The sequence below is a fragment of the Bradyrhizobium sp. MI1.7 genome, from assembly GCF_055811795.1.
Map to the genome: position 1 here is coordinate 41,551 of NZ_JBVVPO010000019.1, position 25,964 is coordinate 67,514.

Here is a 25,964-nt window from a genome sequence, read left to right on the forward strand (position 1 = left end):
TGTTATGACGTCGAGCTATTAGGCCAGGATCATCGCAAAGTAACCGAACACGGTGAGCAGGATGCCCGACACCGCGTAGCCGACCGGAAATCCGATCCAGGGCACGGAGCTCTGGATCTCCACCGCGGCCTCGCGGCACGGGCCGGAGTGCGACCGCGCACCGGCAACGCCGCCCATCAGCACGGCCGGGTTGATCTTGAAGACGTGATAGCCGATCGCCCAGACGATGAACGGCGGGATCGTGCAGGCGATGAAGCCGGCGACGAAGATCTTCAAGGCAACGGCACCGGTAAGCTGCGCCAGCAATCCGGCACCGGCATTGACACCGACGATGGCGACGAAGACCACGAGACCGAGGTCCTCCAGCACGTTGCGCGCCGCGTTCGGCGTATTGCCGAAGAAGCGCAGCCGCGAGACCAGCGACGACACGATCACGCCCGACAGCAACAGACCGCCGGCATTGCCGAGACCGATCTTGGCACCGAAGGCCGGAAATTCGATCATGCCAATCAAGAAACCGAGGATCATGCCCGCGGCCAGCGTCAGCAGGTCGGTCGACGTATTGGTCCGCGCGATGCGTCCCCACATCTCGCCGAGTTCGTTGACGGCCGACTTGAGGCCGACTACCGAGACGATGTCCATCCGCTGCAGCTCGGTCTTGAGACCGGCGGCAAGTGGTACACCACCACGCTCGACCTTGGTGACCTGCAACTGGCCGGCGATCGCCGTGTCGCGGAAGGATTCAAAGGTGCGTCCGACCATCTCCTTGTTGGTGACGAGGATGTCGGCCTGATCCATGGGAATGCCCAGCGCCGTGGTGTCGGCAACCTCGGGGCCGATCAGGCCCATCTTGTCGGTGAGATGCTCCGTCGAGCCGCCGAGCGCGACGACGTCGCCCTTCTGCAGCACGAACGCAGGATCGGCTCCCTGCGGCTCGCCGCCGCGCGCCACGTTGACGATCCGGTACTCCGGATGGATCGAGCGGAATTTGGCGATGCTCATGCCGACCTGCGTCGGATTTTCCAGCCGATAGGCACGCAGACCGAACTGCCGATAACCGGTCAGGCCGCCGCCCTCGAGATCCTTGACGCCAAACTCCTTCTCGTACTGCCTGGCCGCCGCCTTGGCATCGACGCCCCACCACCGCGGCAGGTACTTGCAGATCAGGATGATGCCGACGGTACCCCAGATGTAGGTGATGCCGTAGGACAGCGCGATCATGCCCGACGCATCCTCGGGCTTCATGCCTTCAGGAAGCTTGACGACGCCCGAGGTGATCGCCTGCTCGGCCGAGCCGATTGCGGCCGACATGGTCTGCGACCCCGCCAGCATGCCGCCAGCCGCGCCGATCGGAAGCGCGAAGAGTCTTGAACAGATGACGACGAGCGCCAGACCAAGGACGCTGGACACCAGCGCCAAGATGCAGAACTTGAGGCCATCGCCCTTCAGGCTGTTGATGAAGGACGGCCCCACGCGCAGGCCGACGCCGTACATGAAGAGGTAATAGAACAAGCTCTTTGCAAAGTTGTTGAGCTCGAGCTTCACGCCGTAGGTCGAGGCCCACACCGCCAGCCCGGCGCCGACCACGATGGCGCCGGCGACCATGCCGAGGCCGTAGCCCTTGATGCTGGCCCGGCCGATCCAGACGGCGAGGCCAACGACGAAGAACAGCAGCAGAAACGGGTTCTGCTGCAAGAACGTGAAAAAGCCTTGCATGACCGTCCCCTGTTATGATGCGGCCTTCAGCTTCGGCGTGGCGCCCGGCTTGGGCCGGCCGATCTTCGCCAAGGCTTCGGTGCGTACGAGCTTCAAGCCTTCCTTGGCGTCGTAGCCGTGGATTTCCTTCACATCGAGCTTGCGCATGAAGTCGATGGTTTCCTGGGTGATGACCTGGCCCGGCACCATGATCGGGAAGCCCGGCGGATACGGGATCACGAAACTGGCCGAGACGAGATCGGGGCCGGCCTTCAGGCGGCGGTCGATCTCGGGATCGCCGAGCCGGATATATTCGCATCCGGCTGCGTCATAGGCCGAGTAGAAGCCGCTGCGGATATCGCCCTCGTTGGTCTTGGTGCCGGCATCGCCGCGGAAACTATCGTGGAAATGCGAGAAGTTCGGCAGGTCGGGCACGTCGGTCATCAGGCTCTTGACCCGCGCCTCGAATGTCTTCTTCGCATTGGCGCCACCCTGGACAAGTCCGCGGTCGACCTCGCCCGCGATCTCGGCCAGCACCCTCACCAGATGCGCGACGTCGCTGCGGGTGTTGTTGATGTTGGACTGGAACAACACCGAGTTGCGCGAGGTCTTGTTGATCTGGATGTTGTACTCGTTCGCCAGGATGCCCTTGAACTGCGTGCCGTCGTAACCGGCGGTGCCGCACACCAGCGTCATCCGGGTCGGATCGAGGCAGAACTCGTCGTCGTCCAGACTCTTCAGGATGTTCGCCCAGTTCGTGCCGGCCGCGAGATAGTCGGTGAAGCCGCTCTGGCGGTATTGCGCGGGTACCATCGCGTCCGCACCAAGGATGCGGAAATATTTCGAGATCAGGGGATTGTTGTTGACCGCATTACGGATAGCGAACGCGATCTCCATCGCATTGGCCACGAGACCATAGCCCTCGAGCTCCATCTGGCGCCGCGACACGTCGAGGCTCGCGATGAGCTGCTGGTTCGGGCTGGTCGATGCGTGCGTGAACACCGCCTCCTTGAACTGCTGCTCGACCGTATGGAATTCGACGTCCTTGACCGACAGCATCGAGCCCTGCCGGATCGCCGACATCGACTTGTGGGTCGAGTTGGTCTGGTAGACGCGCAGGCGGATCTGACGCGGATCGGGAATCAGCCGGGCGTTGAGCAGCACCTCGTTCGACGGGTTCTTGCCGAGCTCGGCCTGCTGCTTCTCGTAGGCCGTGACCGATTTCGGGTCGTGCATCCAGGCCTCGATCTCATTGGCGGCGCCCATCGCGGTGCGCCGCCGCAGGTAAGGCGAGAAGCGCGCAAAGCCGAACCAGGCTTCGTCCCAGAGGAAGATCAGGTCGGGCTTGATCGCGAGGCATTCCTCCATCACCCGGCGGGTGTTGTAGATGTGACCGTCGAAAGTGCAGTTGGTCAGGTCGAGCATCTTGACGCGGTCGAGCCGGCCATCCGCCTTCGCATTCAGCAGGGCCTGCTTGACGGTCTTCAGCGGCACCGCGCCATACATCGAATATGCCGTCATCGGGAACGCTTCGACATAGATCGGCTGGGCGCCGGCCAGCACCATGCCGTAATGGTGCGACTTGTGGCAGTTGCGATCGACGATCGCGATGTCGCCGGGCGCGAGCAGCGCCTGCACCGCCATCTTGTTCGAGGTCGAGGTACCGTTGGTCACGAAGAACACGCGATCCGCGCCAAGCGCGCGCGCCGCCTTGTCCTGCGCTCTCTTGATGGTTCCGGTCGGCTCCAGCAGGCTGTCGAGGCCGCCGGTGGTCGCGCTGCTCTCGGCCAGGAACAGGTTCAAGCCGTAGAATTCGCCCATGTCGCGAATCCAGTCCGACTTGAAAACCGATTTGCCGCGCGCGATCGGCAGCGCATGGAACGTCCCGATCGGACGCTGCGCATATTTCTTGAGATTGTCGAAGAACGGCGTGTCGAAGCGGTCCTGGATGCCTTCGAGGATCGAGAGATGCAGCTCGAGCAGATCTTCGATGGAATAGAAGATGCGGCGAACGACGTTTGCTTCCGGATTTCCGGCCATCTCCTCCACGTCGCGGTTGGACATGAGATAAAGGTCGAGCTCGGGACGGACCCGCTTGACGATTTGGGCCAGCCGGAGCGCTGACGCGTCGGACTCGTCATTCAGTCCCGCCGATGCCGTCAACGTGCGGAGCACCGGGGCATCGTGCCGCGAGCGCAGGGTGAAGCCTTCGTTGATGACGACGGCTGCGATGTTGGGGTTCAGCATCGTGGCGCAGAAGGCGTCTTCGAGGCTGCCGACGATGACCGGCTCATAGACGAACTGATCGACCGGACGCCGCAGCTTGCGCCATTCGTTGGCGAGCGCGAGCCATTTGGCGGACGAGAGGCCGGTGACGATCAGGGTTTCGAAGTAGGGGCGACGCGCGGTGTGCTGCCCGAACATCTGCGGCACCAGATCGGAGGCGTCGCCATTGTCCTCATCATTCACATTCCAGTCGCCGGTATGCTGGCGGAAGGACCTCGTCGTCAGGGCCTGTGTCAGCCGCGTCGCGAGGGCGAGCGACGTTGCCGCATCGCCAGTGGCGGCTGCTTCCCGCAGGGCCCCCATCAGTTGCAGACCGGGATAGCCGTGAAACTCTTCCGTCACAGACAGATCGGCCAGCGCGGCATCGTATTTTGCACGATCGCCGCCGCGGGCCCACACCTTTGCCGCTTCCACCAGATCGCGCCAGTCGTCCGCCCGTCCACCGGGGCCAGACAGGAACTGATCGATGCGCTTCTGCGCGGGCTTGGCGTCTTTGGACATGTTTCACTCCCGATCCATATCAAGCCGTAGGGCATGAGTGATGCCGGATCGTGAGTGCAGCGCCGCTTGCTCTATTGATCCAAGTCAACGGTCGCGCGATATGCCGGGGCGGGGAGCACGGCCGTGACGCCTCTTCGCAACGCAATAGGCCGTCGCCGACCGATTGGAGGGCAGCGGAGAGATCAGACCGTTCCTCGGGCATCGTTGGGCTGGGCATCGCCAAGAACGCTGTCCAGCGACCGCAGCCAGTCGCCGCTGTCAGTCTTCTCCGCCAGTCCCTCCGCCCGCAACAGATCGCGCAGCTGCGCATGCGCACCGACGATGCAGAAGGCGACATGCCGGGAGGCGAGCTCATCGTAAAGGTCGCGCAACATGCCCGCGCCGGCCAGATCGATGTAAGGCGATGCGGAGAGGTCGCAAATCACCAGCCTGATATCGACCGATCTCAGCAAGGCATCCAGCACCGACTCCAGGATCGTTTCGGCGTTGATGTAAAGCAACGAAGCTTCGGGTCGAAAGGCGATGACGCCGACGAGCGGCTCGACACCCTCGTGCCTCGCGTTGTCGGAGTAGCGGCCGGTCCCGGGCAGCCGTCCGAGGAACGCGACATTCGGACGTGAGGCGCGTGCCAGCAGCAGGACGATCGACGCGATGGCCGCGAGCAGGACGCCTTGCAGGATCCCAAGGAGCAGCACGGACACGAGCGCAATCGCCGCCGCATAGAAATCGAACCGGCTGACGCGCCACATCCGCAACAGCGCGCGGATGTCCACCAGCCTGTAGACGGCCGCAAAAACGATAGCCGCCAGCACGGCCTTGGGCAGATTCGTCAACAACCCCGTGAAGAACAGCAGGCACAGTGCGAGCGTCGCCGAGCAGATCACCAGCGCCAGGGGGGTGCGCGCGCCCGCATTGTCGTTGACGGCGGATTGCGACAGGCCGCCGGCGACGGGATAGCCGTGGCCGAATGCGGCGACGAGATTCGCTGCCCCCAGGCCCAAAAACTCCTGCCGGACATCAAGGGCATAGCCATGCTTGGCGGCAAAGCTGCGGGCCGCAGACACACCTTCAATATAGGCCAGCAGCACGCATCCCGCGGCCAGCGGAAAGAGTTCGTCGGGCTCAAGCAGACCAAACCTGGGTATTCCGATCGCCGGCAACCCTTCGGGGATCGTCCCGGTGACCGGCACCCCGAGGGACGCAAGGCCAAGCAGCGTCGCAAACACGATCGACAGCGCCATGATCGTGAGTCCGACCGGCTTTCCCGGCAGACGCCGTTCTCCGAGCAGCAGGAGCACCAGCGCGATCGCCCCGATCGCCAGAACGAGCGGCTTCGTGTCGCCGAGCTGACCACTGAGCTTGATGGCGCGATCGAAGAAATTGTGACCGCCTCCGGCGACGCCGAACAGGCTCGGCAATTGGCTCATGATGATGGTGAGCCCGGCGCCGGCCTTGAAACCGACCAATATGCTGTCGCTGACCAGGCGAACGAGAATGCTGAGCTTGAACAGCCAGGAGATCAGGCACAACAGCGCCACCGCGCAGGCGGCAAGGCTCGCGATCTCGGCATATTTCGCCGCGTCTCCGCCGGCCAGCGCCCCGACTGTGGCCGCAATCATCAGCGAGATCGCGGAGGTCGGACCGACCGCAAGCTGGCGCGACGACCCGAGCAGCGCGTAGCCGATCCCACCAAGCATATAGCCATAGATGCCGATCTGCGGCGGCAATCCGGCCAGCGTCGCGTAGGCGAGCGACACCGGAATGGCGTAGGCCGCGAGCGTGATGCCGGCGATGGCATCCGGACGCAGCCAGGCGCTGCGATAGTCCGCAAGCCAGGTCGCGGGCGGAAAGAATCGCGATATCGGCCCGAACGTGTTCATGTGCGGGCCTCGGCGCGGTTTGCTTCGCAGCCCAGCAGCACGATCAGGAGAGCGATCACGGGGACACCAAGCGCCAGATTTGGAATCTGCTTGGTCGCGAAGGCGCCGACGGCGGCTCCAAAGCCGAAAGTGCCGCATAGTGCGGCAAAAATGCCGGGGCGCCGAAACGAACCGCCTCCTGAGACTGCGGCGAACACGCTCTCAATCGCGTGCCGCATGTTGCCGGTAATCATCACCGAGCTGTAGGCCACACCTTCGACCTTGGTGAAGACCGCGGTCTGCATGGCGGCGACGAACGAGATGCCCAGCGTGCCGGCGAGGTCCGGCAGGCGATTGTGCAAGATGCCGATGGCAATCAGCAGCAGTATTTCGATCAACGTGCTGATGGCGCTGGCACGGTCTCCGGTCGCCCGGCGAAGCCACGCTGCGACCACGATACCGACCGCGAATGCGAGGATCGGCGGGACAAAATGCAGCGCTTCCGGCCAGTTGCCGATCGAACCATAGACCCAAAGCAGAACCAGATTGGCCGTCTGCGCGTTGGCCATCACGCCGTGGATGATCCAGGTGTAGGCATCGAGATAGCCGCCGGCGAAGGCGAGCAACAACGCAATTTGCACCGTCTCGTCGCGGCGTATCGACGAAGCAGCGGCGATATCCATCGTGCTCATGTCCGAAACATCGGCTCTCCTAACTCCTGCATGGGTCCATAGGCGACAGCTTGCCTTGGGGAGGATTGATCTGGATCAAGCGTCGCCTGGTTCCACGAACCAGATTCGGCGGAAATTGCTGGAGGGCATGCGCCATGGGCACCGTTAGGTGGATCATCTCCACGGCTCCGGAGATCTTCCTGCTGCTCGCCATTGCGATTGGTACGGTGCTTGGTCGCGTCAAGATTCGCGGCTTCTCGATCGGAACGACGGCCTGTATCCTGGTCGTCGCCGTGCTCATCGGCCAGCTCGGGACCTTTACGTTCCCCTCGCTGCTGCGCGTGATTCTGTTCAGTCTGTTCGTGTTCACGATCGGCTACCGGTCCGGCCCAGAGTTCTTCGCGTCCCTCAGCATCCGCACTCTGGCGCAGGTCGTCATGGCGCTCGTGCTCGGCGGCACGGGTCTGATCCTCGTCCTGATATTCGCCTTCACGTTCAAGCTCGATCCGGGCACGGCCTCGGGACTTGCCGCCGGTGGGCTGACACAATCCTCCATCATCGGCACCGCCTCTGGCGCGCTGGCGCAACTCGGCCTGCCCAACGACGCCTTTAAGCAGCAGGAGGCGAACATCGCCGCCGGCTACGCCGTCACTTACGTCCTCGGCTACATCCTCACACTCCTGTACGTGCCGTTTGTCGCGCCGAAGCTGATGGGGGTCGATTTGAAGGAGGAGGCGGCGAAACTGGAGGCGGAGCTTTCCGGCGGCAATCCGCCACAGAACGAAAATCTCCATTATCGGAAATTCCAAGCGCGCGCCTATCGGGTCTCGACCGCCGCGGGACGCACGGTCAAATATATCGAAGAGGAAATCGGCAGCCGCACTGTCGTCGAGCGAATAGTGCGGGATGGAGCCGACGTTGAGCCGCGCCTCGACACCATTCTCGAATCGGGCGACGACATCGTCATTGCCGGGCGAACGGCGTCCCTCGTCGCTGCAAAGCCGGTCATCGGCAAGGAGATCGATGCCGACGAGATTCTGAAGGCTATTCCGGGCAACGTGATCAACGTCCTCGTCGACAGCCGCGATCTCCATGGCCGGTCGATCAAGGAGATCGCCGAACGCGTCGGCAACGACGCACGCGGCGTCTATCTCCGCACGCTGACCCGGATGAGCCGCGAGGTCCCCCTGGGCCCGGATACCCGCGTCTATGTGGGCGACGTCATGACGCTCGTCGGCAGCACCCGCAACATCGAGCGCGCCGCCACGAAAGTCGGACAGATCTTGCGCTCCGGCGACCGCGCCGACATCGCTTTTCTCGCAACCGGTATCGCGGCGGGCCTGCTCGCAGGCCTCATCAGCTTCAAGGTCGGCGGTATTCCGCTGACCCTGGGCGGCGGCGGCGGCGCGCTGATCACGGGCCTCGTCTGCGGCTGGCTACGGTCGCGCCGGCCGACTATCGGCGCTTTGCCGCCCGCCGCGCAGCAGACGCTGAGCGATCTCGGGCTCGGCGGCTTCATCGCCGCCATCGGTCTCGGCAACGGAGCCGCGGCCTGGACTGCGATCCAGGCCCACGGGGTGTTGCTGGTCGGAATGGGCCTGGTCGTCACGCTGGTGCCGCTGATCGTCGCGACGCTGTTTGCGCGCTATGTGGTGCACATGAATCCGGTCATCACCTGCGGTGCGCTGGCGGGCGCCATGACCGTCGATGCTGCGGTGACCGGAGCCTGCGACGTCGCCGAGAGCCAGACGCCGGTGCTCGGCGTCGCCGTGCCCTACGCCGTCGGCAATGTCGTCCTGACCGTACTCGGCCCGATTATCGTGGCCCTCACCTACACCGGCTGACGGAGGCGACGATGCGCAGGCAATTGGCCGCAATCATCCGACCGTTCGTGATGGCTCTACTTACCCTCGCCGCCTTCGTCCTGCCGGTGCGCGCCGAGGACAATGTCCGCATCCAGGAGGAGATCTGTGCGCTGCCGCTGCCGCTTCCGATGTTCGCCTATGTGGTGCGGCCCGTCGGCGACGGCCCCTTCCCGCTCGCGATCATGAACCACGGCGTGTCGCTCAAGCCGGTCGATCGCGGCTTCTTTCCGCTGGTGGAATTCCGCGATGCAGCGAAGTGGTTCGCCAAACGCGGCTATTTCGTCGTGGCGCCGGTCGGCACCGGATATGGCGCAGCCGCCATCGACATTCCCGAGCGCGGTCTCTACGGGCCGTTCTTCGCCAAGGTCGGCAAATGCACCAACCCGAACTTCCGTGACGCCGGACGTGCGTTGGCGCTGGCCGATCTCTGGATCATCGACTACATGATCGCCGAGAAACGCGTTCTGCCAAAGGACGTCGTCGTCATCGGACAGTCCGCCGGCGGCTGGGCTTCCATTGCGCTCTCGAGCGTGAACCCGCCGCAGGTCAAGGCGATCATCACCTTTGCGGCAGGTCGCGGCGGACGCGTCGACGGCAAGCCCAACAACAACTGCGCGCCGGACAGACTGGTCGAAGCGACCGCGGATTTTGGCCGGACCTCGCGGGTGCCGATGCTGTGGTTCTATATCGAAAACGATACGTTCTTCGGGCCGGCCCTGTCGAAGCGCATGCATGAGGCCTTCACCGCGGCCGGCGGCAGGGCCGAGTATCATCTGATGCCGCCCTTCGGCAACGAGGGCCATTTCTTCATCGGCTCTCCGGACGCGATCCCGCTGTGGTCGCCGCTGGTGGCGAAGTTCCTCGACCCGCAGAAATAGAGTTCAGGTTCGGAGGCACATCATGCCAAGTCCCCGCAATTGTTTCTCTGGCCTGTTGGTCGTCGCGGTCGCCGGAAGCGCGACATGTGCCGGCATCGCCGCGCCTAAATCCGCGCAGTCCGATAAACCCGCCGAGGTCGCGACGCGCGGCCAGCGCGAGGCAAAGGACATCGTCTACGGAGACTGGCAGAAGCTCTGCTTCAAGGCAGGCGGTGCGCCGACGCTGTGCCGGACCTCAATCACCGGCAAGTTTCCAACCGGCCAGACGGCCGTGCGCGTGGACCTGATCGAGCGCGAAGGCACTCCCTCGGCACGGCTGCAGCTCTTCGTGCCCGTCGGCATGTACCTGCAACAGCCGCCGAAGCTGACCGTCGACCAGGGCAGACCCCTCCGCATCCCCTACAGCTGGTGCCTGACCAACGCCTGCATTGCGGCCGACATCGCGCCTCCCGCGATCATCAAGGAAATGGAGTCAGGGAAGACACTTGCCCTTGAGGTCGTCGATTCAAACCTTCTGGCATTGACGACCTCGGTGCCGCTGGCGCAGTTCGCGTCCGTCCACAAGGGCGCACCGGCCAGGACGCTGGAGCAATATGTCGACGAATGAGTGGCCATGCTGCGTTACGCAGCCGACGCACGCGCCAAAGACTCGATCAGGGACTGCGCCGTGAATGGCTTGACCAGATAGGCAATGCATCCGGACGCGACCGCCGCCGCGCGGTTCGCCGAGCTGTCATTTCCGGTGATGTAGATCACCGGTGCGGTGACACCCTCCTCGGCCAGTTGCCGGCGCAGGTCGATGCCGGACCTTCCGTTCAGGTCGATATCGAGAACGATGCAAATCGCCTTGTCGAAGCTGCCGTGATGGAGCAAGGCTCCAGCAGAGTCGAAGAGCGTCGCGGCAAAGCCATGCTCGCGGAGCAGCCTGTTCACGCTGGTCCGGATGGAGGGATCGTCATCGACGACAAAAACAGAGTCACGCTCTGGCAAGGAAGTGCCCCTTCGAGACGAATGACTGATCACGGCGGCGCCGGCGCCATATTCGCCTGGTCTACTTGCGTGTCAGGCAAAGCGCCGCATTCGCCGCCGTGCATGGCAGCACCGCACCAACGAATTTCATATTGTCTCTTGGGGAAGTCACACCGCGGGAACTGTGCCGTGACGACAAATCAGCTAATCGTCGCTCGTATCGAGCATTCCAAGCCGTTCGGCGATCGAAACGAGCTCCGCCAGCGAACGAACCTGCATCTTCTCCATCACCTGGTGGCGGTGCGCCTTCACGGTGCGCTCGGTGGTTCCAAGCTCATGCGCGATCTGCTTGTTGATCCTGCCGCGGACGATGAGATCGAACACCTGACGCTCGCGATGCGTCAATGCGGCGAGGTGAATGCGGAAGGTCTCGAGCCTGCCGCGATGCGCCTGCGCGGTGTGCTGGCGCACCATCGCGCGCTCAATCGCAGCGATCAACTGCTCGGAGGATACCGGCTTGGTCAGGAAATCCTCCGCGCCGGCCTTGATGGCCTGCACCGTGGTTGGCGTGTCGGCGTGTCCGGTCAGGAATATGATTGGCAGCGTCGAGCCCGACGCGACCAAGCGGGTCTGCAAGTCGGGGCCGCTCAGCCCCGGTATCCACACGTCGAGCAGGATGCATCCCGGCTGCGCGTCGTTAGGCGCCGCATCCAGCAAATCCTGCGCCGATGCGTAGGTCGCAACGTCGTAGCCAGCGAGCTTCAGCCGGCGCGCGATCGCCGTCCGGAAGGAATCGTCGTCGTCCACCACGTGAACAAGTCCGGGCACGCGTCACCTCTTGCTGAATTCGCCCACCACCACCGGCAACTTCTCAATCCGCGCAGCAACCTCCCAACAGGCGTCCACGCTGTCCCTTGGTACAATGAACCTTGGGACAATGGATGAGAATGCCGCCTTAGTCGTAAATCAACTTCGGCGGGAGTGGGACGGCGTGGCGCATTCCCAGCGGCGAGAGTTTTCGTCCGACAGACCAATTCGGCGATGAGCTGAGGAGTTGGCCCATGTTCGTTCGCATCGCAGCGGATTCGACGCCGCGTCCCAACTCCCTTCGTGACCTCGGCATGACCAGCGATTCAAATGCGCTCGTCAGTTTAAGCCAATTTACCTATAAAAAGGGCAGCGAAATCTACGGGGAGAGAGAGCCCGCCGAATATGTCTATCAGGTGACGTCCGGTGCGGTGCGAAGCTACAAGCTGCTGTCGGACGGCCGCAGGCAGATTGGCGCCTTTCACCTCGCCGGCGACATTTTTGGCCTGGAGAACGGCAACGAGCACCGCTTCACCACGGAAGCGATCGTCGACACCACGGTGCGCCTGGTCAGACGGCAAAGCCTCGAAATGGTGGCCGAAAGCGATGCGATGGTCGCCAGAAACCTGCTCAGCATGACCACGAACAACCTCCAGCATGCGGAGGACCACATGCTGTTGCTGGGACGCAAGACCTCGCTGGAGCGGGTCGCAGCGTTCCTGCTCGAGATGGACGGGCGGTTGACGGCGTCCGGCGTCATGGCGCTGCCGATGTCGCGGCGCGATATCGCCGATTACCTCGGCCTGACGCTGGAGACGGTATCCCGCGCGCTGTCACGGCTCCATGAGCTCGGCGCCCTCGGCTTCGTCGGCAACACCCAGCGTCAGATCGTGCTGCTGGATCGGCACCAGCTTGCAAGCCTCGACCTGCAGCCTTGAGCGGGCCGACACCGGCGAATGGCACAAACTGCACATCACACCGGTACCGTCCGATGCTAGCCTCTTCCGATGTGGAACGAGACCGCATTTCGGATCGCAGTCGTTTTGTTCGGGACGCTGCCGGTGGCGTTCACGGCCATGATCCTTTTCCTGGGGTGAGCTCGGCTCTGGCCGAGGCCTCCATCGGTATCAGGATCATTTAAGGCCAGGCGCCTGGGTTACGCCGAGGTGCTCGAGAGTCTTGCGCAAGACCTCGAACAGGATGGCGGCCGACCAGCCGAACAGCAGGACACCATTCATAGCCGTCAACGGGCCGATGAGGCGCCATTCGCGCACCGGCGTGATATCGCCGTAGCCGAGCGTGGTGTAGTTGACGAAGGCGAAATAGAGCGCATCACTGCCCGGTGCGGCGGCCTGAACGACTTCATACATCAGAGCCCACACCAGAACCTCCAGCGTATGCGCGACCTGCAACACCACGGCTGTCGCGACCATGACACCCATCAGATGCGCTCTTGGTCTCCTGGTTTGCCGCAAGCCCGCGCCGCGGGCGATCCCGACGGCGACGATGGTCACCAGCGCATGGATTCCGATATTGATCACGCTGACCAGCGTACCGACGAGGAATTGAAGAAGCATCGAGCGCCGCCAATCCTTTTCAGCTTTCCGGGAAGCTGCCTCAACGTGGCGACGGCCCGTTCAACAAGAGCGCCAACGTGTGCCGCGCGATGGTCAATTCATCGTCGGACGGGAGCACGTAGAGAGGGATACGACTATCGCGGCGCGAGATCAGCCGTGCGTTATGGGCGTTGGCCTTAACATCCAGTATAGCACCGAGCCAGCTCAGCCTTTCGGCGATGCGCGCGCGGATCGCGGTCGAGCCTTGGCCGATCGCGCCGGTGAAAACAAAGGCGTCAAGCCCCTCCAGCGCGGCCGCGAGCAGGCCGGCGTTGAGGCCGGCGCAGTAGGCGAGGTGCTCGACGGCCTGTTCTGCTCGCAGAAAACGAGCCGCCGCACCGTCGTCACCCGGATTGGTGAACAGAAATGCGTCGCCGGGATCGATTTCACCTGCGGAATGGTCCGACGGCGATGCGCCAAAGGCATAGAATCCATTCGTGCTTTCGACGCTGCGGCCTTCCTTCAGCGCGCACATCGAGCTGGTGTCATCGAGGCACGCAACGATCACGCGGCGCGCGGCAATCTCGGGGGCCTCAAGCGTCAGAGCTCGTGCGATCGACTCGTAGCAAAGACCGTGAGCCCCGTAACGCCTTACGTCACCTGCGCAGAGTTGATGCGCAATAGGATAGCTGCCGTTCTCCACGACCTTGCCAAGATGGAATGCAGTATCGAAGCAGGCGACTTGCGGTAGCGCCGGATGATTGGCCTGCATGATACGGATTGGCGCAAGATTATACGGTTGAAGCAGCGGCGCGAGTGCAATCAGCCGCTCCAGACGCGCCATCACGACATCATCGATCAGGGCCGGTCGGGCGTCATCCGGTCCTCCCTGAGCGACGCGATGTCCCACAGCCAGCGGCTGGATTCCCAATTCGTCCCGCAGCCAGCTATCGACAACCGCGCATGCCGCCGGGATGTCATCGACGTCGTCGTTCTGATAGGTGCGGTGCGCCAACGGATCGCCGTTCGCTCTGCTCGCCCTGAGGCGCGGATGGCGGCCGAGCCCGTCAAGCCGTCCCTTGATTTGCCGTTCCAGCCTCCCCTCGCCTCGTACGGAGAAGAGCTGGAAGTTCACGCTTCCTGCATTCGCATCGATGGCAAGGATCGCATCCATGGCGGTCAGTCGACAGCCGTCATCGCCGGGGACGTTTGCCCGAATGCGCAATCCCGCTGCGACGTTTGATGGGCCATCGACATGCCTGAGGTCAGATCTGCCTACGCCCAATCAGGGCGCATCGGGAGTCGAGAGGATTGACTTAGGTCAAAGGTGATGCGTGCGGAGATTCAGGTCTCTTCCGGCCTTTTCGGCGCAGCGGCGCGGTCGTTCCGGATCCAGGCCGCCGCGAGTTCCCAGGCGACCGACAGGATGATCGGCCCGATGAAGAGGCCGATGATTCCGTGCGCGAGCGTTCCGCCGATCACCCCGATCAGGATCACGATCGTCGGCGTGGTCAGGCCGCGCCCCATGACGATGGGTTTCAGGATGTTGTCGAGGATGCCGACGGCGCCGAGGAAGACGGTCAGGAGCACCGCGGTGGTCACGTCCTTGTCCATCCAGATCCAGACGACCACGGGGAAGAGAACGAGGAAGGGGCCGATCTGCACGATCGACAGCAACAGGACGAGGAATGCCAGCAGGCCGGCACTCGGGGCGCCTGCGAGCTTGAAGCCGATGCCGGCCAACAGCGACTGCACGATTGCGACACCGATGATGCCCTGCGACACCGCGCGGATGGTCGCGCCGGCGAGCTCCAGAAAATGCTCGCTCTGCTCCGGTACGACCCGGAACAGGAAGCCGCGCACCGCGTCGACGAGCTGCGGACCGTAGGGAAAGAGGAAGCCGGCGACGAATACCGACAGCAGGAACTGGAGCGTGCCGACACCGGCATCACCGGCGAGCGACAGCATGATCCCGGCAAGCGGTTTCAGATACGGCATCACCTCGCTCAGCGCCGCGCGAATATTGCTGTTGGCCTGGGTCCAGAGATCGTAGAGCTGGGTGCCGATCAGCGGCCAGCTCTTGATCTGTTCGGGCGCCTCCGTAAGCGTGAGATCGCCGCTGCTGATCTGGCCCGCGAGATCCTTGATCCCGTCGACTGCGCTCATGCCGAGCCAGGCCGCAGGACCAATGACGATGCCCAGCGTAACCAGCGTGAGAATGGACGCGGCGGTGCGCGGGCGGCCCCCGAGGCGCTTGGCAAGCCAGCCGAAGACTGGATAGAACGCCACCGCGAGCACCGCACTCCAGGCCAGGATTGGCACGAAGGGGCGGATGATGAGGAAAGTCCACAGGATCAGCAGCGCCAGCAATCCGAGCCGGATCACGAGCTGGATGACTCCGTCGATAGACCGATGCTGGCGAAGAGTGTTCAAGGCCTGTGTCCGGGCAGCGCTCCTGCTGGAAGCCTAGCGGCCCCTATCCCGCGGCGGGCTTGATACAGATCAATGGCGCGCCCAATGCTCGCGCCAATACACGCTAGTCTACGACGAGCACGTCATCGACCTGTGTCATCGGATCTGCGCGCTGCAGCGCTCGGACAAGACAGGCTTTGGTCTGCCGCCTGAAATCAAACAGCCCTAGGCCACGCCGCGGAGTCCCTCAGCGGAACAGGCTCGCCTTCCACCTAGTGCCTGGGATTGAGGGCATCATTCAGGCCGTCACCCATCAGGTTGAAGCCGATGACGAGCGCAATGATCGCGAGCCCCGGCCAGAAGGCCATCCATGGCGCCTCGCCGAGAAATTGCCTGGCAACGTCAAGCATGGCGCCCCATGACGGGGCCGGGGGAAGCTGGCCAAGCCCCAGAAAGGCCAGGCTCGCCTCGGCGAGAACTGCAATCGCCATGGTCAGCGTCGCCTGCACAATCGTGGGGGCAAGCACGTTCGGCAGCACCTGTCCGGTCAGGATGGCGAGATGGCCGAGGCCCTGGGACCGGGCCGCGGCGATGTAATCCTCGGTGCAGACAACCAGCGTCTCGGCACGCGCGACACGAACGAACACCGGCACGGCGGAAATGCCGATGGCAATCATCGCATTTTGCAGGCTGGGGCCCAGGAACGCGGCGAGCGCAATCGCCAGCACCAGAAAGGGGCAAGCGAGCAGCGCATCGGCGAAGCGCGAGATCACCATGTCGGTGAGGCCGCCGAAATAGCCGGCCATGAGACCAAACGGAAGGCCGATCAGCACCGCGACCGTCACGGAGACGATGCCGGCGGAAAGCGAGGCTTGCGTGCCGAAGATCACGCGCGACAGCACGTCCCGACCGAGATCGTCGGTGCCGAACCAATGTGCCGCACCGGGTGCCGCGCGAATCGCCATCCAGTCCGGCGAGTTTGGATCGTACGGCGCAATCCACGAGGCAAACACCGCCAGCACGACGAAGAACAGGATGATCGTGGCCCCGATGACGGCGGATGGTTCGCGCAACAGGCGACGAATTTCCGAAGGAGCGGCGGCGCGTGCCTGACTTGCGACCGGCACCGTCTCAATCGAGCTCATGACCTGAGCCTCGGATTGAGCAGCACATAGGCCACGTCGGCAATCAGGCTCATCAGAAGGAATACGGCTGCTGTGCAGAGCACGACCGCCTGAACCACGGCATAATCGCGGCTGAACACGCCGTCGACGACCATCTTGCCGAACCCCGGGATGGAAAAGACCTGCTCCGTCAACACCGCGCCGGCCAGCAGTTCGCCAAATTGCAGTGTGCCCAGCGTGACCACGGGAATCAGCGCGTTCGGCAACGCGTGACGCATCACGATGGTGCTTTCGCGGACGCCCTTCGCGCGGGCGGTGCGCACGTAGTCCTGCTTCATCGCCTCGATCATCGCGCCGCGGACATGGCGCATCATGATCGCAGCGGTGCCCGTGCCGAGCACCAAAGCGGGCATCAGCATCGAAAGCAGGTTGCCTCCCACGCTCTCGGACGGCGGAACGAAACCTCCGGCCGGAAGCCAGCCGAGATTCACCGAGAACAGAAGGATCAGCATGATCCCCAGCCAGAAATGTGGGATCGACAGTCCGGCAAGCCCGAACAGACTGGCGCCGTAGTCGAAGGGCGTCCCGCGCCCCAGCGCCGCGAAGATCCCGATCGGCAACCCGACGAGCAGCGCGACCAGCATCGACAGGATCGCGAGCTCAGCGGTCACCGGCAATTTTTCCGCCAGCATGGTGCCGATCGGTAATCGGGTGCGTACCGACGTGCCGAAGTCACCGTGCACCAGGGCTTTCAGCCAGACGGCGTATTGCACCGGGATCGGATCATTGAAGCGATACTTCTGCCGAAGATATTCAACGACTTCGGGATTACGCTCTTCTCCGGCGAGCGCCAGCGCAGGATCGCCGGGCAGCAGTTTCTGCAGACCGAACACCATCATCGACACCAGCAACAGGGTCGGCAGCAGGACGGCAAGCCGGCGCAGAAGCAAGCTCTTCATCGGGGCAGACTGGTCCTCACCAGGGCGAGCGCATCGGCGGGCGCGAGGCGTTGCGCATCAATTCACAGGCCTGACACCGACCAGACGCAACAGACCGTCCGGCACCATGACGATGCCGCCGACCGATTTGCGGGCCGCAAAGAACCAGTTCGGGTGATGGAGGGGAATCGACGAGAGCGCCGTCAGGTAAATGTCCGTCGCTTTGGCGTAGAGTGCCTTGCGCTTGGCTTCGTCAGCCTCGCCCCGGGCCTGGTTCAGGATCGCATCGAGATCCTTGTTGCAGTACTTGTTGACGTTCTGGGAGCCCGCGCAACTGAAAAAGGCGACCAGCGTCGGGTCCGGGTCAGCGCGGCCGCTCCAGTTGCCGATATAGGCTTCGAAATTGCCGTTCATGTAGCGCTCGATGGCCGTGGTCGTTTCCATGGGCAGCAGCTTGACGTCGAAACCGGCCTCGCCCGCCATCGACTGTATGATCTGTGCGACCCGGGAATCGCCGGCCGTATTCTCGTACTGGATCTCGACCGGCACGCGAGTCATTCCGGCGGCGGCAATCATTGCCTTTGCCTTGGCAACATCGCGAGCCGGCGCCTTGCGCGCGCTATCGTAGAACGGAGATGACGGCGGGATCATCTGGTTATCCGCCAGGAACTCGCCGTTGAAGGCGACGCGGTTGATGACATTGCGATCGATCGCCAGCTCAAAGGCCTGACGCAGCGTCGCGTTCTTGCCGAGTGGCGTATCGGCCTTCGCGCCCGCGCCGACATTGAACATCAGATGCGAGACGGCAAGTCCCTGGCCGGAATGCAGGGCGAGGTTGGGATCGTCGCGTACGGTCTTGAGATCGGTCGGCGCGATACGCTCCGCGAGATCGAGATCGCCCGCCCGGACACGCGACAACCGCACGGTCGAGTCGGGAACGTAGTAGTAGACGACCTCGTCATAGCCGACTCGTGCAGCGTTCCAGTAGCCGGGATATTTCTTGACGCGAATGAGGTCGCGCGACTTGCGCTCGGCAAATTGATACGGACCGGCACAGACCGGCGCGGCTGCAAATTCCCCGGCTTTCTCCGTGGCGGCCTTGGGCGAGACCATCATGCCGGCACGATCGCTGAGATTGGCAAGCAGCGGCACGAACGGCTCCGACAGGTTGAACTTCACCTTGTCCGCGGCAAGCGCTTCGACGCTCGCGACCGGCGCCAGCTCGGCCTTGCGCTTGGAATCCGGCATGGACTTCATGCGCTCGATATTGAACTTGACTGCCGCTGCATCGAACGCGGTGCCATCGTGGAACGTGACGTTCTGGCGCAGCGTAAAGGTGATCGACTTGCCGTCCGCGGACCACTCCCATGCCTCCGCCAGCTGCGGCACGATCTTGAGGTCGGGGGAGATATCGACAAGCTTGTCGCACAGCGCCGCAAACACGAAGCGGCCGGAGTATGTGCCGCTGAGTGCCGGGTCGAGCGCATCGGGATCGTCCTGAATGCCGACCCGCAATGTCGCGGCACTCGCCGAGACCAGGCCCGATGCGATCATCAGAATTGCCGCCAACGCCGTGCCCGTCCGCTTCATACGGAATTCCTTTCGTCGCACGCCTATCCCAAGGCTTCCAAGGCTCTGCTGTTGAAGGTCAAGACAAGCACGACTGAACCTATTTGTAAACATCTCGAACAAATCACCCTAGGATATAGAACTAAATTACAATACATCGCTTTTGAAGGCGAAAAATCCTTGCACCACGCCCCTTGACGGCAGATCATGCGACGTATTAGTTCGGCATATTGACTAATTGGATTGAGGCCCATGCCAGACGCCCCCTCATCGCCCGTTGCGCGACAGCAATCCGTGCGCCTTGTGGTTGAGCGCCTGCTGCGCGATCGCTCGGTATCGCGCGCCGAAATCGCCCGCAGCACGGGCCTGTCCAAGCAGACCATCTCCGAAGTGATGCGTGATCTCGAGCGCGACGGCTGGGTCCATGAGGACGGTCAGATTCAGGGCAGTGTGGGGAGAAGCGCCGTCACCTATGCGCTCCGGCCGGACGCCGCCTTCGTGTTGGGTATCGACCTTGGAGGCACGAAACTGCACGTCGCACTTGCCGATCTGCACGGTGAGATCGTCGCCGAGAGCATCGAACCGACATCCGGCGACGGCGGCGCTGCCGTGGTCGCACAGATCGATCGCATGAAGGATGCCCTGCTTCAGCGTGCGTCCGTATCGGCGCAACGCTTGCGCGGCGGCGTGATGGGAAGTCCGGGGATGGTCGACCCAGCGTCGGGCAGCATCGCCATCGCGCCCAATATCCCCGGACTGGATAGCCTGGACGTGAGGGCCGCGCTGCGCGAACGGCTCGGAATCGACGTCGCCATCGAAAATGACGTCAATCTCGCCGCAATCGGGGAGCATTGGCGCGGCAATAGCCGCAAGGCGCGCAGTTTCGCCTTCATCGCAGTCGGCACCGGCATTGGCATGGGCATCTTTTCGAACGGCTATCTCGTGCGCGGCGCACGCGGGGCGGCCGGCGAGATAGCCTACCTGCCGCTTGGGGGCGATCCCTACGATGCGCGCGGTCTTCGGTTCGGCACCCTGGAAACCGCGATCGGCAGCGCCGGCATTGTCGAACGCTATATCGCGCTCGGCGGCGCGCCCGGCAGTACCGTGCGCGATGTCTTCGATCGGCTCGCGGTCGAGGAGGCGGCGCGAGTGACGATCGACGAGATCGGCCGGATCCTCACGACCGCGATCCTGGCGGTGCACAGCATCCTCGATTCGGAAATCATCATCATGGGCGGCAGCATCGGCGCGCGGCCCGAGTTGAAGGTCCGGATCGATAAACATCTGGCACGCTGCATGCGCGAGCCTGTTCGTATCGAGCTCAGCGCGCTCGGCAATCGCGCCACGCTGATCGGCGCGATCGGCAGCGCGATCGACCTCGTGCATCGCTCGCTGTTTGGCATCGGCAAGGATGCGGGCCCACTGGCTCTTCCTTTCACGGCAGCAGATGTCGCGGCATGAGAGAGCAGGCGCCGAGAATCGAGATTGTCGGCAATGCCGCCGCCGTCGCGGAACGAGCAGCCGCGCTTGTCATCGCGCGGCTGCACGATCGACGGCCGGTTACCCTCGGTCTTGCGACCGGAGCGACAATGGCGCCGCTCTATGCCCGCCTTGTCGCCGCGACCCGCGCCGGCCTCATCTCATTCCGAACGGTGTCGAGTTTCAACCTCGATGAATATGTGGGCGTCGCCCCCCAATCGGCCGGAAGCTTCCATGCCTACATGCAGCAGCATTTGTTCGGGCATGTGGATATGGAAGCCGGTCGGGCAAAGATCCCCGATGGCACGGCCGACGACGTCGCCGCCGAGGCCGCGCGCTATGAGGCGCAGATTGCGGCTGCCGGGGGCATCGACCTCCTGCTCCTCGGCATCGGCGCCAACGGCCATATCGGCTTCAATGAGCCAGGTTCGGATTTCGCTTCACGTACCCGCGAGGTCAGACTCGATGAAGCAACCCGCATCGCGAATGCCATCAATTTTCCCGATCCGGCGTCGGTTCCCGAACGTGCGATCACAATGGGCATAGCAACAATCCTGGAGGCTCGGAGCATCCTCCTGATCGCCAAGGGGCCGGAGAAAGCAGCCGCACTCGCAGCCGCGATCGAGGGTCCGATCACAGCAGCTTGTCCTGCCTCGGCACTCCGCCTGCACGGCAACGTCGATATCCTTTGCGATGAACCGGCTGCCGCAGCCCTCGCCACGCGGCCCCACAACAACAATCGGAGAAGGGCATGAGCTGGGGACAGCGCGATTTCATGGTGCCGGGGCGCTCGCTGGCGGTGGGCGACCGGGGCATGGCCGCGACCTCTCATCCGGCCGTCACGCTCGCTGCGGTCGAGATCCTGCGCAGTGGCGGCAATGCGGTCGATGCCGCCATTGCCGCGATCGCCCTCCAGGGTGTCATTGATCCGCATATGACCGGCATCGGCGGCGACTGTTTTGCGATCTATGCTCCCGCCTCCGGCAAGCCCGTCGCTGTCAACGGCTCGGGCCGAGCGCCGGCGAAGGCCGAACTCGGCTGGTTTCGGCAACGCGGGCTGGCGTCGATCCCGGACGATTCACCCCATGCAGTCACAGTTCCGGGTGCGGTCGATGCCTGGTGCCGCCTCTCTGGCGACTATGGTTCAAAAGGCCTGGACGAGGTTCTGGCGCCGGCGATCCGCGCGGCCGAGACCGGCTTTGTGGTGACGCCCCGCGCCGCGCTGGATTGGGCACGCTACGCCGATCGCATCGAACGACATCGGACTGGCGTACCGGTCTATCTGCCCGGTGGCGCTGCGCCCGCCGTCGGTAGCAAGCTCAATCATCCCGCACTCGGCGCGACGCTGCGCCGGATCGCACGCGAGGGGCGCGCCGCGTTTTACGAAGGTGCCGTCGCCGAAGAAATCGTCGCGACATTGAAGGCGCTGGGCGGAATGATGCAGCTTGAAGATCTCGCAAGTGCCCGATCGGAGTACGTCGAGCCGATCAGCGCCGACTACCGCGATCATCAAATCCTGCAATGTCCGCCTAACGGACAGGGCGTCGCGGCGCTGCTGATCGCCCGCATCCTTGCCGGCTTCGACATGGCCAATCCGGCGCTCGGCGAGGCGGATCGCATTCACCTCCTTGCCGAGGCAACCAAGGCGGCCTACCGGCAGCGCGACGCGCTGGTCGCCGATCCGGAATTCCGTCCGCTCGATGTCGACTCGCTGCTCTCGGAGGCGTCAGTCGCGGCATTGCGCTCCTCCATCGACCGGAAGCGTGCCGGCGCATCAGCAGATTTTGACATGCCTGTTCATCGTGACACGGCTTACGTTGCGGTCGCCGACCGCGACGGCAACATGGTATCTTTCATCAATTCGCTTTTCTTCGCGTTCGGCAGCGGCATCTACGCTCCGCGCGCTGGCGTGCTATTACAGAACCGGGGTTCGGGATTCTCCCTTCTCGAAGGACATCCCAATGCGATTGCGCCGCGAAAACGTCCCTTTCACACCATCATTCCGGGTCTGCTGGCGAAGCATGGCAAGCCGATCATGGCCTTTGGCGTGATGGGTGGACAATACCAGGCGGCGGGACATATGCAGATCCTGAGCGGCGTGCTCGATCGTGGGCTCGACATTCAGCAGTCCTCGGATACGCCGCGCAGCTTTGCGTTTGATGGCACGCTGAGCCTCGAACCCACGATTCCCGGCTCCGTCGCCGACGAATTGATTGCGCGCGGTCATCGCGTGATCTGGGCGGACGAACCGCTCGGAGGTTGTCAGGCCGTGCACGTCGATCTTTCCAGGGGCGTCTTTCTCGGCGCGTCGGACCATCGCAAGGACGGCATTGCACTGGCGGCGTGACCAGGATGAGAATGACGTGATGTCGGATCGGGCAGCATGAGCGAGACAACAGAGGCGATCCTGTCGATCGAACGGCTGACGCTGGCGCTGCCCGCCGGCGGGGATCGCGCCTCTGCCGTCGAGGATGTTTCGCTTGCTCTGCATCCGCGACAAATTCTCTGCGTCGTCGGTGAATCCGGCTCCGGTAAATCGGTCTGCGCCTCAGCTGTCATGGGCCTGCTGCCCAGGGCCATTCGCCCGGTTGCAGGGGCCATACACTTTGAGGGGCGCGATCTGCTGAACCTCCCCGCAGCAGAATGGCGGACGCTGCGCGGGCGACGCATCGCGATGATCTTCCAGGAACCGATGACAGCGCTCAATCCTGTGATCAGGATCGGCGACCAGATCATGGAAGCGTTCGAGGCGCACGGACAATTCACGCCGACTGAGCGGCAAACCCACTTGCGCGCCCTCCTCGAAGAGGTCGGCATGCGCGACCTCGAGCGGATCATCCGCAGCTACCCGCATCAATTGTCGGGTGGCCAGCGTCAGCGTGCCATGATCGCAATGGCCCTTGCGCTCGAACCATCGATCCTGGTCGCGGACGAACCAACGACGGCACTCGACGTCACGACACAGGCGCAGATCCTTCGATTGATCCGGGACATTCAGCAGCGGCGCGGCATGGCGGTGCTGTTCATCACCCATGATTTCGGCGTCGTCGCCGACATCGCGGACCGCGTCGCGGTCATGGAGAAGGGTCGCGTCGTCGAACAGGGGTCCGTGGAGGACGTGCTCGAACGCCCGCAGCATCCCTATACGCGCCGGCTGCTCGCCGCGGTGCCCGGCGGGACCCCGCCGGTTCGGGTCCGGGTCGAGGACGAACCGATCGCCTGCGCCGCGACTGGACTTGCGAAGATCTATCGTGGCAGCGACTGGTTCAACTCGCAGACCGAGGTCGCAGCCGTAAAGAATGTGACCTTCGAAATCCGGCGCGGCGAGACGCTCGGCCTCGTCGGAGAGTCCGGCTCGGGCAAGAGCACGATCGGTCGGCTGGTGATGCGTCTCACCGACGCCGATGCGGGCGTGGTCCGTATCGGCGAGCTGGATTTCTCCGAGGCTCGCGGTGCCGGCCTGCGGGCCGCCCGCAAGCACGTCCAAATGGTGTTCCAGGATCCCTTCGCCTCGCTCAATCCGCGTCGCCGCGTCGGGCGAATTATCGCCGACGGACCGATCGCGCACGGCGTCCCGCCGGCGCAGGCCTTCGCGCGTGCCGGGGAACTGCTGGCGCTCGTGGGTCTCGACCCGAGCGCCGCGCGACGCTTTCCGCATGAATTCTCCGGAGGGCAACGCCAGCGGATCGGAATTGCGCGCGCGCTGGCGCTCGACCCGGAGGTGCTCGTGGCCGACGAACCGGTGTCAGCGCTCGACGTCTCTGTCCAGGCGCAGGTGCTCACCTTGCTCGAGACATTGAAGGTGCGGCTGCGGCTGGCGGTGCTGTTCATCACCCACGATCTCAACGTCGCGGCCCAGGTCTGCGATCGGATCGCAGTGATGCGCCTCGGAGAAATCGTCGAGATCAGGCCGACGGTAGATCTGCTGGAACGGCCGGAGCATCCCTACACGCAGGCACTGCTGGCCGCGATCCCGGGCAGGCAACGCAGAACGCCCACGTCGGTCTGAACCACCACATTTTCATTGAAGGAGGTCTCTGACATGCAGAAGCTCACGGAACTTCCAATGCTGCGCATCGGCCTTGTCGGCAGCGGCTTCATCGCCGCGTTCCATCTGCAGTCCATGCTCGGCGTGCGCAACGTCAGCGTCGGCGGCGTCTACAGCCGTTCCGCCGAGCGGCGGACACGCATTGCCGACAAGGCGCGCAATCTTGGCCTTGGGCCGGCGCATGTGTTTGACAGCATCGAGGCGATGGCAATGTCCGGCGAGGTCGATGCGCTTTGGCTGCTGACGCCGAACGACAGCCGCCTCGACATCATGCGCGAGATCCACCGCGTGACCAAGGCCGGGGCTCCCCTGCGCGCCATTGCTTGCGAAAAGCCACTCGCCCGCACGCTTGCCGAAGCACGGGAAATGCGCAGGCTCGTCCAAGATGCAGGCCTGCTTCACGGTTATCTGGAGAACCAGCTTTTCTCGACCGCGGTGATGCGCGGCAAGGACATCATCTGGCGGCGAGCCGTACCCGGAAGTGGACGCCCCTATCTCGCGCGTGCCGCCGAGGAGCATTCAGGACCGCACGAGCCGTGGTTCTGGCAAGGCGACAAACAGGGAGGGGGCGTGCTCTCCGACATGATGTGCCATTCGGTCGAGGTCGCACGCTTCATGCTGACCGCGCCCGGCGCAAAGCGCGACTCCCTACGGCTGGTCAGTGCCAGCGCCACGACGGCCAATCTCAAATGGACGCGCCCCCACTACGCTGCCGACCTCAAGAGGCGAATGGGTGTCGATTTCACCAAACGTCCGGTCGAAGATTTTGCGCGCGGGATGCTTACGATGGAAGATACCGACGGGCATCAATTGATGATCGAGGCGACAACCTCATGGGCGTATGTCGGCGCGGGCTTGCGCATCCAGCTTGAATTGCTTGGTCCCGAATATTCGATGGAGTTCTCCTCGCTCTCGACTGGCCTCAAGGTCTTCCTCTCCCGCGCGATCAGCGGATCAGAGGGCGAAGACCTCGTCGAGAAGCAGAATTCCGAGCAAGGTCTGATGCCGGTTGTCGAGGACGAAGCCGGCATCTACGGCTACACCGACGAGAACCGCCATATGGTGGAGGCATTCAGGCGAGGCATGAGTCCGGCAGAAACCTTCGATGACGGGGTCGGCGTCATGGAAATGCTTATGGGGCTCTATCGCTCCGCGGAACTTGGCCGGACCATCCACTTCCCCGATCCCGAACTCGAACGCTATGTCCCTCTCGTGGCGCGCTGACGGCGTGACGCCCTGCCCTCCAGGCTGAGGAGTCGAGATCATCGATGAGAAGCTCGGCTTCAACATCGCGTCTTCCCGAGGAT

Annotated in this window: 21 protein-coding genes; 9 read left to right on the forward strand and 12 right to left on the reverse strand. The window is 63.6% G+C overall.

Annotation, left to right across the window (positions count from 1 at the left end; genetic code table 11):
* Window positions 1-18 precede the first annotated feature (18 nt).
* From AC0L3X_RS19115 to AC0L3X_RS19130, 4 genes are all read right to left on the reverse strand, one after another.
* On the reverse strand, window positions 19-1,716 hold the full coding sequence (locus AC0L3X_RS19115; protein ID WP_063981861.1) for an aspartate:alanine exchanger family transporter: 1,698 nt from the start codon (window positions 1,714-1,716) through the stop codon (window positions 19-21).
* Between the two features lie 12 nt (window positions 1,717-1,728).
* The gene (locus AC0L3X_RS19120) at window positions 1,729-4,482 is read right to left on the reverse strand and encodes a beta-eliminating lyase-related protein (protein WP_063981860.1); all 2,754 of its coding nucleotides are present in this window, start codon (window positions 4,480-4,482) and stop codon (window positions 1,729-1,731) included.
* A 182-nt stretch (window positions 4,483-4,664) separates the two neighbouring features.
* Window positions 4,665-6,362, reverse strand: coding sequence for a SulP family inorganic anion transporter (locus AC0L3X_RS19125; protein ID WP_063981859.1), 1,698 nt, complete (start codon window positions 6,360-6,362; stop codon window positions 4,665-4,667).
* Entirely contained in the window at window positions 6,359-7,033 is a 675-nt protein-coding gene (locus tag AC0L3X_RS19130; protein WP_063981858.1) for a YoaK family protein, read from the reverse strand. The genes AC0L3X_RS19125 and AC0L3X_RS19130 overlap by 4 nt, the downstream gene beginning before the upstream one ends.
* A 134-nt stretch (window positions 7,034-7,167) precedes the next feature.
* On the opposite strand from AC0L3X_RS19130, the gene AC0L3X_RS19135 reads away from it, so the two are divergent.
* The 3 genes from AC0L3X_RS19135 to AC0L3X_RS19145 are packed head-to-tail and all read left to right on the forward strand — an operon-like array spanning window position 7,168 to window position 10,362.
* Entirely contained in the window at window positions 7,168-8,856 is a 1,689-nt protein-coding gene (locus AC0L3X_RS19135; protein ID WP_063981857.1) for an aspartate:alanine exchanger family transporter, read from the forward strand.
* 11 nt (window positions 8,857-8,867) lie between these two features.
* Window positions 8,868-9,755 carry an alpha/beta hydrolase family protein gene (locus tag AC0L3X_RS19140; protein WP_473316694.1) on the forward strand — a complete coding sequence of 296 codons (888 nt, stop codon included), beginning with the start codon at window positions 8,868-8,870 and terminating at the stop codon, window positions 9,753-9,755.
* 22 nt (window positions 9,756-9,777) lie between these two features.
* The gene (locus tag AC0L3X_RS19145) at window positions 9,778-10,362 is read left to right on the forward strand and encodes an invasion associated locus B family protein (protein ID WP_135216473.1); all 585 of its coding nucleotides are present in this window, start codon (window positions 9,778-9,780) and stop codon (window positions 10,360-10,362) included.
* Window positions 10,363-10,376: 14 nt separating this feature from the next.
* Here AC0L3X_RS19145 and AC0L3X_RS19150 read toward each other — a convergent pair whose 3' ends face one another.
* Together AC0L3X_RS19150 and AC0L3X_RS19155 are read right to left on the reverse strand one after the other, a co-directional pair.
* Window positions 10,377-10,745 carry a response regulator transcription factor gene (locus AC0L3X_RS19150; RefSeq protein ID WP_473316695.1) on the reverse strand — a complete coding sequence of 123 codons (369 nt, stop codon included), beginning with the start codon at window positions 10,743-10,745 and terminating at the stop codon, window positions 10,377-10,379.
* Window positions 10,746-10,928: 183 nt separating this feature from the next.
* Window positions 10,929-11,552 (reverse strand): response regulator transcription factor, encoded by a 624-nt coding sequence (locus AC0L3X_RS19155; protein WP_473316696.1) that lies wholly within the window; start codon window positions 11,550-11,552, stop codon window positions 10,929-10,931.
* 233 nt (window positions 11,553-11,785) lie between these two features.
* Between AC0L3X_RS19155 and AC0L3X_RS19160 the strand changes: the two genes are divergently transcribed.
* Complete coding sequence (locus AC0L3X_RS19160; RefSeq protein ID WP_063981852.1) at window positions 11,786-12,469, forward strand: helix-turn-helix domain-containing protein; 684 nt, start codon at window positions 11,786-11,788, stop codon at window positions 12,467-12,469.
* A 195-nt stretch (window positions 12,470-12,664) separates the two neighbouring features.
* On the opposite strand, the gene AC0L3X_RS19165 is transcribed toward AC0L3X_RS19160, so the two are convergent.
* The 6 genes from AC0L3X_RS19165 to AC0L3X_RS19190 form a co-directional block, all read right to left on the reverse strand.
* Window positions 12,665-13,108, reverse strand: coding sequence for a potassium channel family protein (locus AC0L3X_RS19165; RefSeq protein WP_063981851.1), 444 nt, complete (start codon window positions 13,106-13,108; stop codon window positions 12,665-12,667).
* Between the two features lie 40 nt (window positions 13,109-13,148).
* Complete coding sequence (locus AC0L3X_RS19170) at window positions 13,149-14,261, reverse strand: acetate kinase (protein WP_354102852.1); 1,113 nt, start codon at window positions 14,259-14,261, stop codon at window positions 13,149-13,151.
* Between the two features lie 170 nt (window positions 14,262-14,431).
* Window positions 14,432-15,520, reverse strand: coding sequence for an AI-2E family transporter (locus AC0L3X_RS19175; RefSeq protein ID WP_063981849.1), 1,089 nt, complete (start codon window positions 15,518-15,520; stop codon window positions 14,432-14,434).
* A 251-nt stretch (window positions 15,521-15,771) separates the two neighbouring features.
* Window positions 15,772-16,644, reverse strand: coding sequence for an ABC transporter permease (locus AC0L3X_RS19180; protein ID WP_063981848.1), 873 nt, complete (start codon window positions 16,642-16,644; stop codon window positions 15,772-15,774).
* A complete protein-coding gene (locus tag AC0L3X_RS19185) occupies window positions 16,641-17,582 on the reverse strand; it encodes an ABC transporter permease (RefSeq protein WP_085402446.1) in 942 nt (313 codons plus the stop codon). The genes AC0L3X_RS19180 and AC0L3X_RS19185 overlap by 4 nt, the downstream gene beginning before the upstream one ends.
* Window positions 17,583-17,639: 57 nt before the next feature.
* Window positions 17,640-19,151 carry an ABC transporter substrate-binding protein gene (locus AC0L3X_RS19190; protein ID WP_063981847.1) on the reverse strand — a complete coding sequence of 504 codons (1,512 nt, stop codon included), beginning with the start codon at window positions 19,149-19,151 and terminating at the stop codon, window positions 17,640-17,642.
* Between the two features lie 282 nt (window positions 19,152-19,433).
* Between AC0L3X_RS19190 and AC0L3X_RS19195 the strand changes: the two genes are divergently transcribed.
* Genes AC0L3X_RS19195 through AC0L3X_RS19215 form a run of 5 tightly spaced genes read left to right on the forward strand, consistent with a single transcriptional unit; the run spans window position 19,434 to window position 25,881 of the window.
* Window positions 19,434-20,591 carry an ROK family protein gene (locus tag AC0L3X_RS19195; protein ID WP_473316698.1) on the forward strand — a complete coding sequence of 386 codons (1,158 nt, stop codon included), beginning with the start codon at window positions 19,434-19,436 and terminating at the stop codon, window positions 20,589-20,591.
* Window positions 20,588-21,364, forward strand: a complete 777-nt coding sequence (gene nagB / locus AC0L3X_RS19200) for a glucosamine-6-phosphate deaminase (RefSeq protein WP_063981845.1) — start codon at window positions 20,588-20,590, stop codon at window positions 21,362-21,364. Before AC0L3X_RS19195 ends, nagB begins: the two co-directional genes overlap by 4 nt.
* Window positions 21,361-22,956 carry a gamma-glutamyltransferase gene (gene ggt / locus AC0L3X_RS19205; protein WP_063981844.1) on the forward strand — a complete coding sequence of 532 codons (1,596 nt, stop codon included), beginning with the start codon at window positions 21,361-21,363 and terminating at the stop codon, window positions 22,954-22,956. Before nagB ends, ggt begins: the two co-directional genes overlap by 4 nt.
* A gap of 36 nt (window positions 22,957-22,992) precedes the next feature.
* The gene (locus AC0L3X_RS19210) at window positions 22,993-24,618 is read left to right on the forward strand and encodes an ABC transporter ATP-binding protein (protein WP_354102841.1); all 1,626 of its coding nucleotides are present in this window, start codon (window positions 22,993-22,995) and stop codon (window positions 24,616-24,618) included.
* A gap of 33 nt (window positions 24,619-24,651) precedes the next feature.
* On the forward strand, window positions 24,652-25,881 hold the full coding sequence (locus tag AC0L3X_RS19215; RefSeq protein WP_473316699.1) for a Gfo/Idh/MocA family protein: 1,230 nt from the start codon (window positions 24,652-24,654) through the stop codon (window positions 25,879-25,881).
* Window positions 25,882-25,964 lie beyond the last annotated feature (83 nt).